General features: G+C 63.5%; 14 protein-coding genes. 9 read left to right on the forward strand and 5 right to left on the reverse strand.

Going from position 1 to position 15,129, the window contains the following annotated elements; all coding sequences use genetic code 11:
• Positions 1 to 55 precede the first annotated feature (55 nt).
• Positions 56 to 814, reverse strand: a complete 759-nt coding sequence (locus HHL22_RS21560) for a biotin--[acetyl-CoA-carboxylase] ligase (RefSeq protein WP_317172717.1) — start codon at positions 812 to 814, stop codon at positions 56 to 58.
• A 48-nt stretch (positions 815 to 862) separates the two neighbouring features.
• Here HHL22_RS21560 and rsfS point away from each other — a divergent pair, with 48 nt between their 5' ends.
• From rsfS to HHL22_RS21595, 7 genes are all read left to right on the forward strand, one after another.
• Positions 863 to 1,255: a ribosome silencing factor gene (gene rsfS / locus HHL22_RS21565; protein ID WP_169533439.1), complete on the forward strand. Its 393-nt coding sequence runs from the start codon at positions 863 to 865 to the stop codon at positions 1,253 to 1,255.
• 184 nt (positions 1,256 to 1,439) lie between these two features.
• Complete coding sequence (gene ftsH, locus HHL22_RS21570; protein WP_169533440.1) at positions 1,440 to 3,512, forward strand: ATP-dependent zinc metalloprotease FtsH; 2,073 nt, start codon at positions 1,440 to 1,442, stop codon at positions 3,510 to 3,512.
• Between the two features lie 134 nt (positions 3,513 to 3,646).
• A complete protein-coding gene (locus tag HHL22_RS21575) occupies positions 3,647 to 4,315 on the forward strand; it encodes a LutC/YkgG family protein (RefSeq protein WP_169533441.1) in 669 nt (222 codons plus the stop codon).
• Positions 4,293 to 5,084: a UDP-2,3-diacylglucosamine diphosphatase gene (locus HHL22_RS21580; protein ID WP_169533442.1), complete on the forward strand. Its 792-nt coding sequence runs from the start codon at positions 4,293 to 4,295 to the stop codon at positions 5,082 to 5,084. The genes HHL22_RS21575 and HHL22_RS21580 overlap by 23 nt, the downstream gene beginning before the upstream one ends.
• 16 nt (positions 5,085 to 5,100) lie before the next feature.
• Positions 5,101 to 6,000: a hypothetical protein gene (locus HHL22_RS21585; protein WP_169533443.1), complete on the forward strand. Its 900-nt coding sequence runs from the start codon at positions 5,101 to 5,103 to the stop codon at positions 5,998 to 6,000.
• Positions 6,001 to 6,167: 167 nt separating this feature from the next.
• Entirely contained in the window at positions 6,168 to 7,331 is a 1,164-nt protein-coding gene (locus HHL22_RS21590) for a zinc-dependent alcohol dehydrogenase (protein ID WP_169533444.1), read from the forward strand.
• Positions 7,332 to 7,516: 185 nt separating this feature from the next.
• A complete protein-coding gene (locus tag HHL22_RS21595) occupies positions 7,517 to 8,185 on the forward strand; it encodes a response regulator transcription factor (protein ID WP_169533445.1) in 669 nt (222 codons plus the stop codon).
• 228 nt (positions 8,186 to 8,413) lie between these two features.
• Here the strand turns inward: HHL22_RS21595 and HHL22_RS21600 are convergent, their stop codons facing one another.
• From HHL22_RS21600 to HHL22_RS21615, 4 genes are all read right to left on the reverse strand, one after another.
• Positions 8,414 to 10,888 carry a TonB-dependent receptor domain-containing protein gene (locus HHL22_RS21600; RefSeq protein WP_169533446.1) on the reverse strand — a complete coding sequence of 825 codons (2,475 nt, stop codon included), beginning with the start codon at positions 10,886 to 10,888 and terminating at the stop codon, positions 8,414 to 8,416.
• A gap of 216 nt (positions 10,889 to 11,104) precedes the next feature.
• A complete protein-coding gene (locus tag HHL22_RS21605; protein WP_169533447.1) occupies positions 11,105 to 11,533 on the reverse strand; it encodes a hypothetical protein in 429 nt (142 codons plus the stop codon).
• Positions 11,534 to 11,592: 59 nt separating this feature from the next.
• Positions 11,593 to 12,030: a cupin domain-containing protein gene (locus tag HHL22_RS21610; protein ID WP_169533448.1), complete on the reverse strand. Its 438-nt coding sequence runs from the start codon at positions 12,028 to 12,030 to the stop codon at positions 11,593 to 11,595.
• Positions 12,027 to 12,641, reverse strand: a complete 615-nt coding sequence (locus HHL22_RS21615; protein WP_169533449.1) for an RNA polymerase sigma factor — start codon at positions 12,639 to 12,641, stop codon at positions 12,027 to 12,029. The genes HHL22_RS21610 and HHL22_RS21615 overlap by 4 nt, the downstream gene beginning before the upstream one ends.
• 379 nt (positions 12,642 to 13,020) lie before the next feature.
• Here HHL22_RS21615 and HHL22_RS21620 point away from each other — a divergent pair, with 379 nt between their 5' ends.
• Positions 13,021 to 14,601, forward strand: a complete 1,581-nt coding sequence (locus HHL22_RS21620) for a PSP1 domain-containing protein (RefSeq protein WP_169533450.1) — start codon at positions 13,021 to 13,023, stop codon at positions 14,599 to 14,601.
• A 7-nt stretch (positions 14,602 to 14,608) separates the two neighbouring features.
• A complete protein-coding gene (locus HHL22_RS21625; RefSeq protein WP_169533451.1) occupies positions 14,609 to 15,118 on the forward strand; it encodes a gliding motility lipoprotein GldH in 510 nt (169 codons plus the stop codon).
• The last annotated feature ends 11 nt before the right edge of the window (positions 15,119 to 15,129 follow it).

The raw sequence follows: 15,129 nt of genomic DNA on the forward strand, positions 1-15,129 counted from the left end.
GGCCCTAGGGCATCGGCCAAGGCACCAGGGCTCGCGCGCGGCCCACCCCGCCGCGCTACAGGTGCCGGATTTCCTGCAGGCCGAAGCGGCGCACGGTGCCCGCTATTTCTACCGCCAGCTGGCCGTCGGCCTCTACGCCCACGATGCAGCCCTGCACCCGCTGCCCACCTACCTCAAACGGGTGCCACTCCTGGTAGCGGTACAGCACCCCTAGGTAGTCGCGCCGCAGCTCGCCTACGCGGCCGGCCCGCAGCTGCAGGTAGCGTGCCTCTAGGCACTCGAGCAGGCGGGCGGCCAGCTCTTCGCGCCGGAAGTAACGGCCCGTGAGCAAACTAAGCGAAGTAGGCGTGGGCAGGCCAAAATGCCGCTGGTTCACATTTAATCCCAAACCCACGACGCTAGCCTGAATCATTGCGCCGCCCAGGGTGTTCTCAATGAGAATTCCCCCTAGCTTCTGCTGGCCGAAATACAGGTCGTTGGGCCACTTGAGGCGCAACTGCTCGGCAGCCGGCAAAAACAGCGCCGCCCAATCGTGGGCGGCCAGCGCCACCGCCTGGCTCAGTGAAAACTGCTGGGTGGCGGCTAAAAAAGTGGGCTTCCACACCACCGAAAGCGTTAGGTTTTCGGCAGGGGCAGCCTGCCAGGTGTTGCCGCGCTGGCCCCGGCCAGCCGTCTGGTCGTCGGTTATGACGGTGCAGCCTTCACTGGCCCGGTTTTCGCGCAACAGTTGGTGCGCTTCCGTGTTGGTAGAAGGGCAGGCCGGCAACCAAATGAGTTGCTGGCCCGTGAAGATAGTATTAGGGCTGATGACCACGCAGTTTAGCAGTCGTACCTTAGCTTAGTTAAAACGAAAACGCACTCTATGAAGAGCACCCAGGTCCGGCAGGATTCGGACACATTGGCAGAAATCGCCGTTCGCGGCTTGCAAGAACGCAAAGGGCAGGACATCGTCGTGCTCAATTTGAAAGAGTTGAAAAACGCGGTAGCCGACTACTTTGTTATCTGCTCGGCTTCCAGCGATACTCAGCTCGACGCGCTGGCCCGCTCGGTAGAAGAAGAAGTAGAAAAAGTAACCGGCCAGGCTCCCTGGCAAAGCGAGGGCCGCACCAACCGCGAGTGGGTACTGCTGGACTATGTAGATGTGGTCGTGCACGTTTTCCTGCGCGACCGGCGCCAGTTCTACGCGCTCGAAGAGCTGTGGGGTGATGCCAAGATTACCTACGTGGAAGATACGGCCGACGTGGCGCGCCACTAGTTGCTAGGGCCGGGCTGGCTGCCAAGCCCGGCCAGCGTGCGCGGCTGGCCGGGCGGTAGTAGTTACAAGATTTGGGCTTTACGCGTTGGCATAAAATACCTAACCCAATTCGTGCGTCTACTACCAGGTGCTCGGCACGCGCCGCCGCTTACTAACTTAGTAACCAATTAGTTTTTAATCATTTATGTCCGATACGACGCCCCCTAAGCGCCGCAAGCCGTCGCTGCCCACGCCCACTCCCCGGCCGGGAGTGCAGCTTTGGGTTATGGCCGGGCTGCTGGTGCTGTTCACCGGCCTGTTATTCTTCAATAACCGCAACGCCCCCATTAAAATCAACCAGCAGCGCTTTGAGCAGATGCTGGCCGCCGGCGACGTCAAAGACGTCACCGTCGTGAACAAGCAGGTAGTGGAGGTAGACCTCAAGCCCAGCGCCGAGCAGAAAGCCCCCTACAAGAATGAGCTGCTGTCGCAGCGCGGCCCGCTCATGGGCGACCGCGGCGCGCAGTACTACTTCCCGGTGCTCGATTCCAAGCTGTTTCAGGAGCAGTTGGATAAGCTGCAGGCCAACGTGCCGGCCGGCCAGCAGGTGCCCCTGAACGTGACCGACCGCCAAAGCATCTTCGACTTCATCAGCGGCTACGGGCTCATCATTCTGAGCGTGGTGCTGTTCGTGTTCCTCATGCGCCGCATGAGCAGCGCGGGTGGTCCGGGCGGCCAAATCTTCAACATCGGCAAGAGCCGCGCTGCCCTCTTCGAAGGCGGTGATAAGGTGAAGATTACGTTTAAGGACGTGGCCGGCCTGGAAGAAGCCAAGGAGGAAGTGCAAGAGATTGTGGAGTTCCTCAAGAACCCCAGCAAGTTCACCATCCTAGGGGGTAAGATTCCGAAAGGCGCCCTGCTGGTAGGGCCTCCTGGCACCGGCAAAACGCTGCTGGCCAAGGCCGTAGCTGGCGAGGCCGACGTGCCCTTTTTCTCGCTATCGGGCTCCGACTTCGTAGAGATGTTTGTGGGCGTGGGCGCGGCCCGTGTGCGCGACCTCTTTAAGCAAGCCAAGGCCAAGGCGCCGTGCATCATCTTCATCGACGAGATTGATGCCGTGGGCCGCTCGCGCAGCAAGGGCGCCATGCCCGGCGGCAACGACGAGCGCGAAAACACCCTCAACTCGCTGCTGGTGGAGATGGACGGCTTCGGCACCGACTCGGGCGTTATCATCCTGGCTGCCACCAACCGCCCCGATACCCTCGACTCGGCCCTACTGCGCCCCGGCCGCTTCGACCGCCAGATTAGCATCGACAAGCCCGATATCGTGGGCCGCACCCAGATTTTCAACGTGCACCTTAAGCCCCTGACCCTAGGGCCCGACGTGGACGCCAAGAAGCTCTCGGCCATGACCCCCGGCTTTGCGGGTGCCGAAATCGCCAACGTCTGCAACGAGGCTGCCCTTATTGCCGCCCGCCGCGACAAGAAGATGATTACGGCCCAAGATTTCACCGACGCTATCGACCGCGTAATCGGCGGCCTGGAGAAGAAGAACAAGATTATCAGCCCCGGCGAGAAGAAAATTGTAGCTTACCACGAGGCTGGCCACGCTATCGCCGGCTGGTTTCTAGAGCACTGCGACCCGCTGGTGAAGGTGAGCATCGTGCCCCGCGGCGTTGCCGCGCTCGGCTACGCGCAGTACCTGCCCAAGGAGCAATTTCTATACAATACCGAGCAGCTGATTGACGAGATGTGCATGGCCCTAGGGGGCCGCGCCGCCGAGGAATTGGTATTTGGTAAAATCTCGACCGGCGCGCTGAGCGACCTCGAGCGCATTACCAAAATGGCCTATAGCATCGTGACGATGTACGGCATGAACGCCAAGCTTGGCAACGTGTCGTTCTACGACTCCAAGGGCCAAGGTGAATACGGCTTCACCAAGCCGTATTCGGAAGCTACCTCGCAAATGATTGACGAAGAGGTGCGTAGCATCATCGAGCAGTCATATGTGCGCACCAAGGAGCTGCTGACCGAGCGCCGCCACGAGCTGGAGGTAATTGCCAAGGAACTGCTGGAGAAAGAAGTGCTGCTGCAAGACGACCTCGAGCGCCTGGTAGGCCCGCGCCCCAACGGCGCCCAAACCAACTACCAGGCCCACATGGCCGGTACTGACCGCTCGGAAACCGCTACCGACCTGCGCCGCGAGCACCCCGACGCATTAACCGGCGACCTGCCCGAGCTGCACTTACCCGGCCAGCCTGAGTCAGAGCCCGTGTAGAGCTGCGTGACGCGCTGCTAGTTAGCCAAGTAAACGGCCAGCTTCTATCCGGAAGCTGGCCGTTTTTTTAGCGCCCAAGGTACCCTAGGGGCTTCGCCGCCGGGCGCGTGCGGCGCGTTCCTACCTTTGTAGCCATGTCCACTTCCCGCGAAGCTATGCTGGCCCGCATTCGCACTGCGCTGGCGGCCGGGCCGGCGCCCGCCCCGCCCGAGCCCGACTGGGCGGCCCCGGTGCATCCGCCGCTGCCCCCTGGCGCCACCCTGGCTGAAGTGTTCGCGGCTAATTTTCAGCGCATTGGGGGGGAGTTCTTTTACTGTGACACCCTAGGAGCGCTGGGCGAGCAGCTGCAAACCTGGCTAACCGAGCGGCTGCCGGCGACCGGTGGCCGGTTTTACGCCTGGGAACCCGCTATGCAGGCGCTGCTGGCTGCCGCTGGCGTACCTTTTCAGGCCGATGAAGAGGAGTTTATCGACCAGGCTGCGGCGGGGCTCACGAGCTGCGAGGCGCTGGTGGCGCGCACGGGCAGCCTACTGCTAAGCGCCGCCACGGCCAGCGGGCGGCGCCTCAGCATCTACCCCGAGCAGCACGTGGTGCTGGCCCGCCCCAGCCAGGTGGTGGTCGAAATAGCCGACGCGCTGGCCGTGACGGCCGCCCGCTACGGCGGGGTGCTGCCGTCCATGCTTTCGCTCACCACGGGGCCCAGCCGCACGGCTGATATTGAAAAAACGCTGGTACTCGGGGCCCACGGCCCGCGCCGGCTCACGCTGTTTCTGCTTGCTGATGGTGCCGAAAACCTGGCCTGAGCTGCCGCCCCAGGCCCTAGGGCCCGGCCAGCAGGTATACTTCGCCTCCGACTTCCACCTGGGTGTGCCCGACGCTGCCACCTCGCGCGAGCGGGAGCGCCGCATTGTGCGCTGGCTCGACCAGGCAGCCCGCGATGCGGCGGCCATTTACCTGCTCGGCGACGTGTTCGACTTCTGGTTTGAGTACAAGCATGCCATCCCCAAGGGCTTCAGCCGGCTGCAGGGCAAGCTGGCCGAGCTGACCGATAGCGGCCTGCCCGTCACGCTCTTTACCGGCAACCACGACCTGTGGATGTTCGACTACTTCACCCAGGAGATGGGCATTCCGGTGCACCGCCAGCCGGTAAGCCAACAGATTGGCGATAAATACTTTCACCTGGGCCACGGCGACGGCCTGGGGCCCGGCGACTTTGCCTACCGCCGCGTGCTGAAGCCCGTGTTTGAGTCGCGCCTGATGCAGTGGCTGTTTGCCCGCGTGCACCCCAACCTGGGCATTGGCTTGGCCAATGGCTGGAGCCAGCGCTCGCGCCTGAGCAACGGTGCGGCCGACGAGAACTATTTTGGCGAAGACGAGTGGCTGCTGCAATACTGCCGGGCCGTGGAGGCGCGCCGCCACCACGATTACTACGTGTTTGGCCACCGCCACCTGCCCCTCGACGTAGCAGTAGGCCCCGGCAGCCGCTACCTTAACCTCGGCGAGTGGGTCAATTATTGCTCGTATGGGGTGTATGATGGGAGTACGATGGAACTGTGCGACTACAAGGGCTAGCCGGCGCCTGGCGCTGATGGCGGCCTGCCTGCTGCCCCTATTGGCCTGCGCCCAGGCCAACGTGCCCGCGGGCGCCTCGGTGGCCCCGGCGGCCGGCCTGGCCCCGGTCGAGTCGACGCGCCTGCCGGGCCAGATTAGCCCGACGGCACCCGCGCCGGCCGCCGCCACTTGGCTGCCCATAAAGGCCCTAGGGCTGCCCGCGCCCGGCCCGGCCTCGCTGGATAGACGCGGCACGCTCTACGTGGCCGACCGCGACAACAACCTGCGCCAGCTCAGCCGCGAGGGGGCGCCGCTTAATACGTACTCGCCCGCCCAGCCGGGCCACGTGGCCCTGATTGAAGCCTGGAACCAGAACAGCCTGCTGGTTTTTTACGACGACCGCCAGCAGGTGCTGCTGCTCGACCGCTTTCTGGCGCCGCTGAGCGAGATACGGCTGGCCGACTACGTGGACGGCACCGTGCGCACCGCCACCCTGGCCCCCGACGGCCTGCTGTGGCTGCTCGACGAAAGCACCCTCAATCTGCGCGAGTTCGACCCCCAGGCCCTGCGCGTGGTGCAGAGCACGCCGCTCGATTTGCTGATTGGGCGCGGCGCGCGGCCCGACTTCCGCTTCCTGCGCCAGTACCAAAACAACGTGTACCTGGTAGACCGCGCCAGCGGCATCTTCGTATTCGATAACCTAGGCAACTACCGCAAGAAGCTGCCCTTTGCGGGCCTCGACAACATCACGTTCAGAGGCGATGAGCTGGTGTACCTCAGCGGCGGGCTGCTGCACTTCTTCCACCTCTACAACCTCACCGAGCGCACCCAGGCCCTGCCCGACGGCCTCGATGCAACGACCGTGCGCCAGGTGCTGCTGGGCGATGACTTTGGATATTTTATAACCGCGGCCGGAGTGCAGATTTACCGGCTTTGAGGCGCGCCCCGAAATGCTGGTAGTGAGGTCTTGCCGGCCGGTACGGTACGGCTAAGCGTAAGTAAATGATTGAAAGTAACTAGGTTGCAGAAAGCGCCTAGGCCGTAACTCGCCTTCAAAAGGGCCGTTAGCCTAGGAGTAATCTTTTCCACCTTGTTCCTTTTCCCATGAAAGCTTTGATGTTTCACGGCCCGCGCAACGTTAGCGTCGATACCGTTGACGACCCCATTCTGAAGGACGCGCGCGACGCCATTATCCGCGTGACGAGCACGGCCATTTGCGGCTCCGACCTGCACATCTACAACGGCTCGCTGCCTACCACGCCCATGGTGCTGGGCCACGAGTTTATGGGCATCGTGGAGGAAGTGGGCAAGGGAATAAGCAACCTCAAGCGCGGCGACCGCGTGGTGGTGCCCTTTCCGGTGGCGTGCGGCACGTGCTTTTTTTGCAACCACGAGTTGCCCGGCCACTGCGAAAACTCCAACCCCAAGCACTACGGACCCGAGGGCGGCCTGCTAACCCAGAAGGGCGGCGCGCTCTTCGGCTACACCGACCTCTACGGCGGCTACGACGGCGGCCAGGCCGAGTTTGTGCGCGTGCCCTACGCCGACTACGGCCCGCGCAAAGTACCCGATTTTCTGAGCGATGAGCAGGTGCTGTTCCTGACCGATATTTTTCCCACCGGCTACTCGGGCATCGACTGGGCTGAGGTGCGCGGGGGCGAGTTCGTGGCCATTTTTGGGGCGGGCCCGGTGGGCATTATGGCCGCCAAAAGCGCCTGGCTGCGCGGCGCGGCTCGGGTGCTCATCATTGACACCCAGCAGTACCGGCTGGACAAGGCCAAGGAAACCACGCGCTGCGAAATTTTGCGTTGGGAAAGCCACGACCAGGTGGTGCAGGTAATCCGCGACATGAGCGAGGGCCGCGGCGCCGACGTGTGCGTGGACTGCGTAGGCTTCGAGCCCGACCGCGACCTGCTGGACCGGGTGAAGGCGGTGGTGAACCTGGAAAAGGGCTCGCCCAAGATTATTGAAACCTGCATGAGCGCCGTGCGGCGCGGCGGCGTGGTGTCGGTGCTGGGGGTGTACGCCACCACCAACGACAACTTCCCGGTGGGCCAGTTTTTCGATAAGGGCATCAAACTGGTGGGCGGCCAGGCCCCGGCCCACCGGCACATCGACAAGCTGCTCGACCATATCATTAAGGGCGAAGTAGTGCTCGACGACATCATCTCGCACCGCCTGCCGCTAAGCCAGGCGGCGCACGGCTACGACATCTTCCGCCACAAAAAGGACAATTGCCTGAAAGTGGTACTCAAGCCCGGCGAATAGCCTTTGGTTACTGCCCCACGTTTGCCAAGCGCCTCGGTCCCTGCGGCTGGGGCGCTTTTTTGTGGGCCGCGCATTGCGTGGCGCTAGCAGGCCTAGGGATGATAGCGTGATGGTAAGATGAAGGAATATCAAAATTAATCGTTACGTTAGCGGCCTCAACTTGCTGCCGGTTAGTTCGCTACCTCATGGATGACGAAGCGCTGATTAGCCAGAAGATAGCGGAAATTGCCGCCACGGCCGACCAGTATCCCTGCGTGGTCATTATTCACCACGTGCCCACGCAAACCGTGCGCTACATGTCGGCGTGGGGCCTGCGCCTGCTGGGCGCCACCCTGGAAGAGCTGCGGGCCCTAGGGCCCCAGTTCTCGCCCACTTACTTTAATACTGCGGAGTCGGACGAATACGTGGCGCAGGCGTTTGAACTGGTACATAAAAACAGTCAACCCGAGGTGCAGACTTGCTTTCAGCAGGCGCGCACCACCGAGCGCCCCGGCTGGAGCTGGTACCTCACGGCCATGCGCCGGCTACTGAGCGACGCGCAGGGCGCGCCCCTGCTGCTGCTATGCCTGGCCGTGCCGCTGCACCCCGACAACCACTTTGCCGCCAAGGTGCAGCGCCTGATTGATGATAACGGCTTTTTGCGCGCCAATAGCAGCCGCTACGCCACGCTCACCACGCGCGAGCGCGCCGTGCTGCGCCTGCTGGCCCTAGGGCACAGCGCGGCCGAAATAGCCGGCCAGCTCTTTATTTCGGTGCAAACGGCCGAAACCCACCGCCGCAACATTCGGCATAAGCTGGCGGCGCCTTCGCTATTCGAGCTAGGGCAGTACGCGCGGGCTTTCGACTTGATTTAGCGTTGCCTGGGCGGGCGGGCCCTAGGCCCCGGCGCCCGTGGTAGCCGGCCAAGGTTTGCGGGTGACCAGTGGGCCCGGTGTGGCGCTCACGCCTAGGTTGTATGAACGGACCAAGCCGCCCTTTGCGCTCGGCCGTGGGCTCGGTGGCCGTCAAGTTTCTTAGCCCAGAAGAACTGCGGCCAGGTGGCTACCCGCTGCCATTCGCGCCCGCCACGGGCAGTGCCCTGCTTAGCCGCCGAAGCCGCCCGTGTCGCCTTTAGGCTGGCTGTCGAGGTTGCTGGCGGGCTTGTTGCTGCCCAGAAACCAGGTAAAGCCTAGGTAGCCCACGCGCGTCTCATACTTGGTTTGCAGGTCGGTGCTGAGCCCGGCGGCGCCCAGCTCCGAGTACTGGCGGCGCGTGTTAAAAAGGTCGCTCACGCGCAGCGTAAGCGCCGCCCGGTCGTGCAGCAGGCGCTGGCGCACGGCCACATCGACCCCGTACACGGCTAGCAGGCGGCCCTGCGGCACCACCTGCGGGGCGCGGTAGTTACCGCTGAGCTGCACGGCCAGGGTCTGGGTTGGGCTAAAAATATTGAGCAGATAGGCCGTGCCGGTAAAATTGGCGCGGGTGCCAGCGTCGGTGTAGCTGGCCACTTGGTTGTGGTAAAACGAGCCGTTGGCGGTGATTTTCCACCACTTGGTAACGGTCTGCGACAGCGATGCTTCCAGCCCGTAGCTGGTGGTGCGGCCCAGGTTCTGGTAGCTGGTGCGGGTGATGAAGTCGGGCTGGCCGCTGAGGCGGGTCGCGAGCGTATCGATGGTGCGCAAGCTCTGGATGGCCTGGCTGGTGAAGCGCCCAAACAGCGTCGTGCTGAGCGTGGTGGACTGCCAGCTTACCTGGTGGCCCAACTCGGCTACGTGCACGTATTCGGGCCGCAGGTCGGGGTTGCCCACTACGTAGTTGCGCGCATCGGAGTAGATAGGTAACGCAATGATTTGTAGAAAATTAGGTCGGTTCAGGCGGCGCGCATAGCTGAGCTGCAAGCGCTGGTCGTGGGGTAGGCTGCGCGCCACCGTGGCCGACGGAAATAGGTTGAAAAGGCGCTGGCTGGCCGAGCCGCTGGGCAGCACCTGCGCCCGCAGCCCGGTAAACTCAGCCCGCAGGCCCGCCTGGTAGTCCCACCGCTCAGCTTTGTGCTGGTAGGTGCCGTAGGCTTGCGGAATAACCTGCTGGTAGTGATAGCGATACGAGCCGGCCGCCTGCGGAACAAAGTCGGTGCCGGCCACTGGCTGCACCGCGTACTCGGCCGTGCCGGGCGTTAGCAGTACATCCGTCTTCATGCCGGCTCCCCAGCGGCGCTTATCGCCTAGGGGGTGCACATAGTCCACCTGCGCCGAAGGCATCTGGATGGTCACGTCGAGCAGCTGCCGGCGCGCTTGCCGGGGGTAGCTGGCGGGCCCGTCCAGCACGCGCTGCTCATTGGTTACGGTGCCGCCATCGAGGGTGTAGGTGGCGCTGGCTGTTAGCTCGCGGCCGGGCTGCGCCGCCCAGGTGCGGCGGTAGCTGCTCGATAGGCGAGCGTAGTAGAGGTCATCCACTTCTAGATTCTGGTTTTGCAGGGTAATGGCCGGGTCGGGGTCCCGCGTGAGCAGGGTCGTGAAATTGCTGGTTTGGTGCAGGACATTCTGGTTGACCTCCATGCTTAGAGTGAGGCGCTGCTGGTCGCTAGGGGAGTAGTCTACCCCCAGCTGTAAGTCTTTGCTGGCCTGGTAGCGCGTGTTCAGGCCGGTTTGGTTGGTGCGGGTGGTGCGGCCGTCGGCCGTGGCTACCTGCTGCAAAGCCGAGCTGCCGTGAAACCAGTTATTGACCCCGTTGGCACTGCCAAAAAAGTTGAATCTTCCCACTTTGCGGTTGAGGTTCAGCGCGGCAAAATACTTGTCGCGGGTGCCTAGGGTGGCCAGCGCGTCGCCATTCCAGCTATCCTTAGCCTGCTTTTTCTGCACCAGGTTGATGATGCCGCCCGCGCCCTGGGCCGAGTAGCGCGCCCCTGGATTGGTAATGACCTCAATGGTTTCGAGGCGGCTGGCGGGCAACTGGTCGAGGCGTAGGTTGCTGGGCGCGGGCTTGCCATCTAGGTAAAGCGTGACGCCCGTGCTGCCGCGCAGGCTGACTTGCCCGTTCTCGTCCACGGCCACGGAGGGCACCTTTTGCAGCACGTCGGCCGCCGTGCCGCCCGCGCTGTTCAAGTCTTTGCTCACGTTGATGACTTTCTTGTCCAGGTCATCGACCAGGGCCGCCTTCTCGCCCTGCACCACCACGCTGCCGAGCTGCACGGCTGCCGGCGCCAGCCGCCACTCGCCCAGCCTAACCACTGGCGCCGCCGCCCCCAGCACAACGAGCCGGCGGTCGGGCCGGTAGCCCAGCGCCTCCGCCCGCAGGGCGTAGCGCCCCAGCGCGAGCTTTGTCAGGGTAAAGCTGCCATTTTCAGCGGTTTGGGTATTAGCTACTACCGCCGAGTCCGGCAGTTGCAGCAGTAGGACGTTGGCAAAGGGCAGGGGCTGGCGCGTGCCCTGGTCGAGCAGCGTGCCCGACACTGCGCCTAGGGTCTGCGCGGGCAGCCTGCCGGGCCATAGGCCAGCTAGCACCAGCCCCAGCCCGCCCACCCAGCGCCCACCCGGTAAAAGCCTGGTAAGCTGACGCCCCCACCCCCCTAGGCTCCTCATAAGCCTGGCAAACAATTGGCTAACAAAGTTTATTGCAATGCAAGTTACTAGGTATTGCCTAGTAAACGGAGCTGAAAATGCCGACTGCTTCATGAAGCTAGGAACTAGAAAGGGTAGAAAAAAATGCGTGGCTAGGACCCTGGCGCCCGCTGGCTAATGGCTAGCTTGGCGAATAGGCGCGCGGCTCAATACCTAGTGGCAAAGCCGCGCACGGGGCTACTTTGCTTGGCGGCGCAGAAACAGGTAATAGGCCAGAAAGCCGAAAGCCGTGCTGAATAGAAGGATAATGACGGAGTGCAGCCCTAGGGGCAAATACCAGTTGCAGAGCGTGAGCCCTACACTGCTACTCAGCAGCAGCGCCACCCACTTCACTATCCGGTTTTGCTCGTCCTGCGGGCCGGGCAGCAGGCGCTCGACCACGCGTTCCGAAATGACGGCCGTATCGATTATCTTATTTTTTAATAAGTAATTCAACACCAGCTTAATGGCTCCCAAAATGAAGTAGCCAAGTAGAAAAAGCGCGACGGCCGGAAAAATGACTCGGCGGCTGAACTCCAGCGTGTTGGTGTCGAGAACCAGGGCGCCTTGCGCGTGGGCAGCCCCGGCGGCCAGGCAGCAAAGCAGGAGCAGCAAAAAACGTTTCATAAGTCGGGCCGGGGGTACTACTGGATGAGACCGGCCGTTGCCGGTCATGTTGCAAAAATTTACGAAAAAGTCAACTGGCGCATTTGCTGGCGGTGCCGGGCCACTAGCTCCACGCCTTGCGCGGCCACCAGAAAGCCCACTACCACCGCCAGCCCAGCCCCTAGCCCGTTGGGCCAGCCCTGGAAAGCCTGCGCCAGCGCGCCCCCCAGCACGGCCAGGAACAAAGCAACTACCCCCAGCACCAGCGCCGCCACGCCGCCAATCACCCACGAAAAAGCCGGCCGCGCCCGTGGTAGCTGCGCCAAAACGCTGGCCGTGAGGTCGAAATCGAAAGTGGGCGGTGGCAGCTGCGCCGCCGCCGCAAATAGCTGCTGGTAAGCTGCTACGCGGCTTTGGCACGTGCGGCAGCCACGCAAATGGGTTGCTTCTGGGGCCGACAGCGCGGCCAATTCGGCCGCCGCCTGGATGGTGTAGTCGGCGAGGTGGGGGCTGGTCATAAGTCGTCGCGTTGGTAGCGGGCCAGCAGGCGTTGCCTAAGCAGCTTGCGCGCCCGAAAGAGGTAGTTTTTCACGGTGCCGTCGGGCAGCGAGGTTATCTGGGCAATTTCTTCGTAGCTCAGCTCCTGCTGGTGATACAAGGAAATCAGGGTGCGGTAGAGCGGCGGCAGGTCCTCGATGGCCGCCCCCAAAACGCTGGCCAGGTCGTGGCTGAAAAGGGTTGATTCGGGGTCGTAGGCCGGGTCCGCAACCAGCGGGGGCGGGGCCCGGCGGCCGGTTTCCACCGCGTCATCCAGCGCCGCTTCGGCGGGGTCTAGCAGCACTAGCTGCTTTTTCTCCAAGTAGTGCAGGCAGGTGTTGTAGGCTACTTGGCCGACCCAGGTGGACAGCTTGGCTTGAAACTTGAAGCTGGCCAGATTCTTAAAAACCTTTAAGTAAACCTCTTGCGCGATGTCGGGGCGGTCGGCGGGGTGCCGAATCATCTTGAATACCAGTTGCGCAACCAGCCCTTCCGTGCGCTGCACGATATGCCCAAAAGCGGCCGTATCACCGCCCAGCACCTGCGCCACAAGCTGCTGGTCGGTGCTAGAGGAAGGAGGGAGGGTGCGCATTTAGGCATGAGACCGGCCTGCGGCAAGGATGTTGCACCCACATTTTTTTGGCGCAGCTACCACTTGCCGGGCGCGGCCTGCCCTAGGGCCATGCAGCGTTTTCGCAGCTACTAAACCCCGCAATCAGCCACTGGCTTCGGCAGGACATTTCGTGGGTTTCTGCCCGGCCAAAACTGTTCGTAACGGCCGAGCTAAGCAACTGGCTGGGGCGGGGCCGCCCGGCACTAGCGGCAGTTGGGCGCCGGGCCTGCTTGGTGGGCGCCCGAGAAAGGGGAGGTAAGTACGCACCATTCGCCCTGGCTAACGGGTTATCTTTGCTAGGTTCCCACTTTCGTGCGGCCCCTTATGGCGGCTGCCTAATTATATATTCTTCAGCCTCATGGCTTGTACTTCTTGTTCATCCGGCGGCGGCTGCTCTACCTCGAAGGTGGGCGGCTGCGGCTCCAAGGGTGGCTGCTCATCGGGCGGCTGCACCCGGCTTAATGTATTCGACTGGCTGGCCGACGTGGACATGCCTAGCGATTTTCGGGGCTTCGACTGCGTAGAAATCCGCTTCAAGGGCGGCCGCAAAGAGTTTTTCCGCAACGATAAAAACCTGCCCCTGGTAACCGGCGACGCTGTGGTAGTGGAGGCCGCCGGCTCGGGCTGGCACCTGGGCCACGTGAGCCTAAAGGGCGAGCTGGTGCGCCTGCAAATGCGCAAAAAGAAGGTGCCTACCGACTCGCGCGACATTCGCCCCCTGCTGCGCATCGCCACGCCCGACGACGAGGAGCGCTGGCAGGCCGTGCGCGACCTCGAAAGCAGCACCATGTTTCGGGCCCGCGCCGTGGTGGATGAGCTGCGGCTCAAGATGAAGCTCTCGGACGTGGAGTACCAGGCCGACCGCACCCGCGCCATGTTTTATTACTCGGCCGAGGACCGGGTAGATTTTCGGGAGCTGATTCGGCGTTTGGCCGACGAGTTTCGCATTCGCGTCGAGATGCGCCAGATATCCCTGCGCCAGGAGGCGGGGCGCATTGGGGGTATCGGGGTGTGCGGGCGCGAGCTGTGCTGCTCTACCTGGCTCACCGACTTCAAAGCCGTGAGCACCACCGCCGCCCGCTACCAAAACCTGAGCCTCAACCCCCAGAAGCTGGCCGGCCAGTGCGGGCGCCTCAAGTGCTGCCTCAACTACGAGCTAGACGCTTACCTCGACGCCCTCAAGGATATTCCGCAGGTGCAGCGCCCGTTGTTGGTAGCCACCGGCGAGGCCTTTTTGCAGAAAACCGACATCTTCCGCAAGCGCATGTGGTTTGCCTTCCGGGGCGATAACAACTGGGTGATGCTGAGCACCGAGCGCGTGCGTGAAGTGCAGGAGCTGAATAAAAAAGGTGAAAAACCCGACGCCCTGCTGGCCGCCCGCCCCGAGGTAGAAGTAGCGCCCGCCGTATCGACCCTGATGGAGGGCGAGCTGGACCGCCTCGACGACCAAATTAAGTCGGGTGCCAAGCGCCGCCGCAAGCGCAAGGACCGGCCCGACGGTGCCGCACCCGAGGCCGCTGCCAGCGTCCCGCGCGCCGAGCGCCCGCCCCGCCGCGAGCGCCCCGCTGCCCCTGCAACTGCCCCGGCGGCCGCTGCCACCCCGCCGGCCCCGGCGCCCAGCCCTAGCCCCACTCTCGCCCCCGAAGGCCCGGCCGAAAGCCGGGGCCGGCGCGGCGCCGCGGCCCGCCCCCTCAACCGGCGCGGGGGCCGCAACCGGGGCGAGAGCAGCAACTCGGCTGAGGCCGGCGCCCCCCGCCCCGAGCGCACCCCGCGCCCCGAGGGCAATGCGCCCCGCCCGCCCCGCGCAGCGGGCGACAGCCAGCCCGAGGGCGGCCAGCCCCGCCCCGAGAGCACCCGCAACCGCGGCCGGCGCGGGGGCCAAGGCCGGCGCGGCAATGCCCCCGGCGCCGAGGGCGGCTCCTTACCCAGCGCTTCTTAACTTACTCATGACTAGAATTTTTGCTAGCTACCGGGCGGCTGGGCTGGCGGTGCTGGCCAGCGTCGCGCTGCTCACCGCCTGCGACCCCAACCGGATTTACGAAGAGAACGTGGACTTGAAGTCGCCCACCGGCGACCCTTACGTGTGGGACGTGCAGCAGCGCCCCGCCTTCACCTTCAACATCGCCGACCCCGCCGCCCGCTACGACGTGTACTTCAACGTGCGCAACGCCTCGGGCTACGGCTTTTACAACCTCTACATCAAGCACACGCTCACCGGGCCTACCGGCCGCCTGGTGGGGCCCGCCCTGCTGCACCAACTGGTGCTGATGAATCCTAAAACGGGTGAGCCCCTAGGGTCGGGCGCGGGCGATATCTTCGACCATGAGTTTCTGGCGCTGCGGCAGGTGAAATTCCCGCGCGCCGGCACCTACAAGCTGACGCTGGAGCAGTACATGCGCCAAAATAAGCTGCCCGGCATCATGGACGTAGGTATCCGGGTGGAGAAGATGAAATAGTGCTTGGTACT

The organism is Hymenobacter polaris, from assembly GCF_012927305.1.
Lineage (GTDB): Bacteria > Bacteroidota > Bacteroidia > Cytophagales > Hymenobacteraceae > Hymenobacter > Hymenobacter polaris.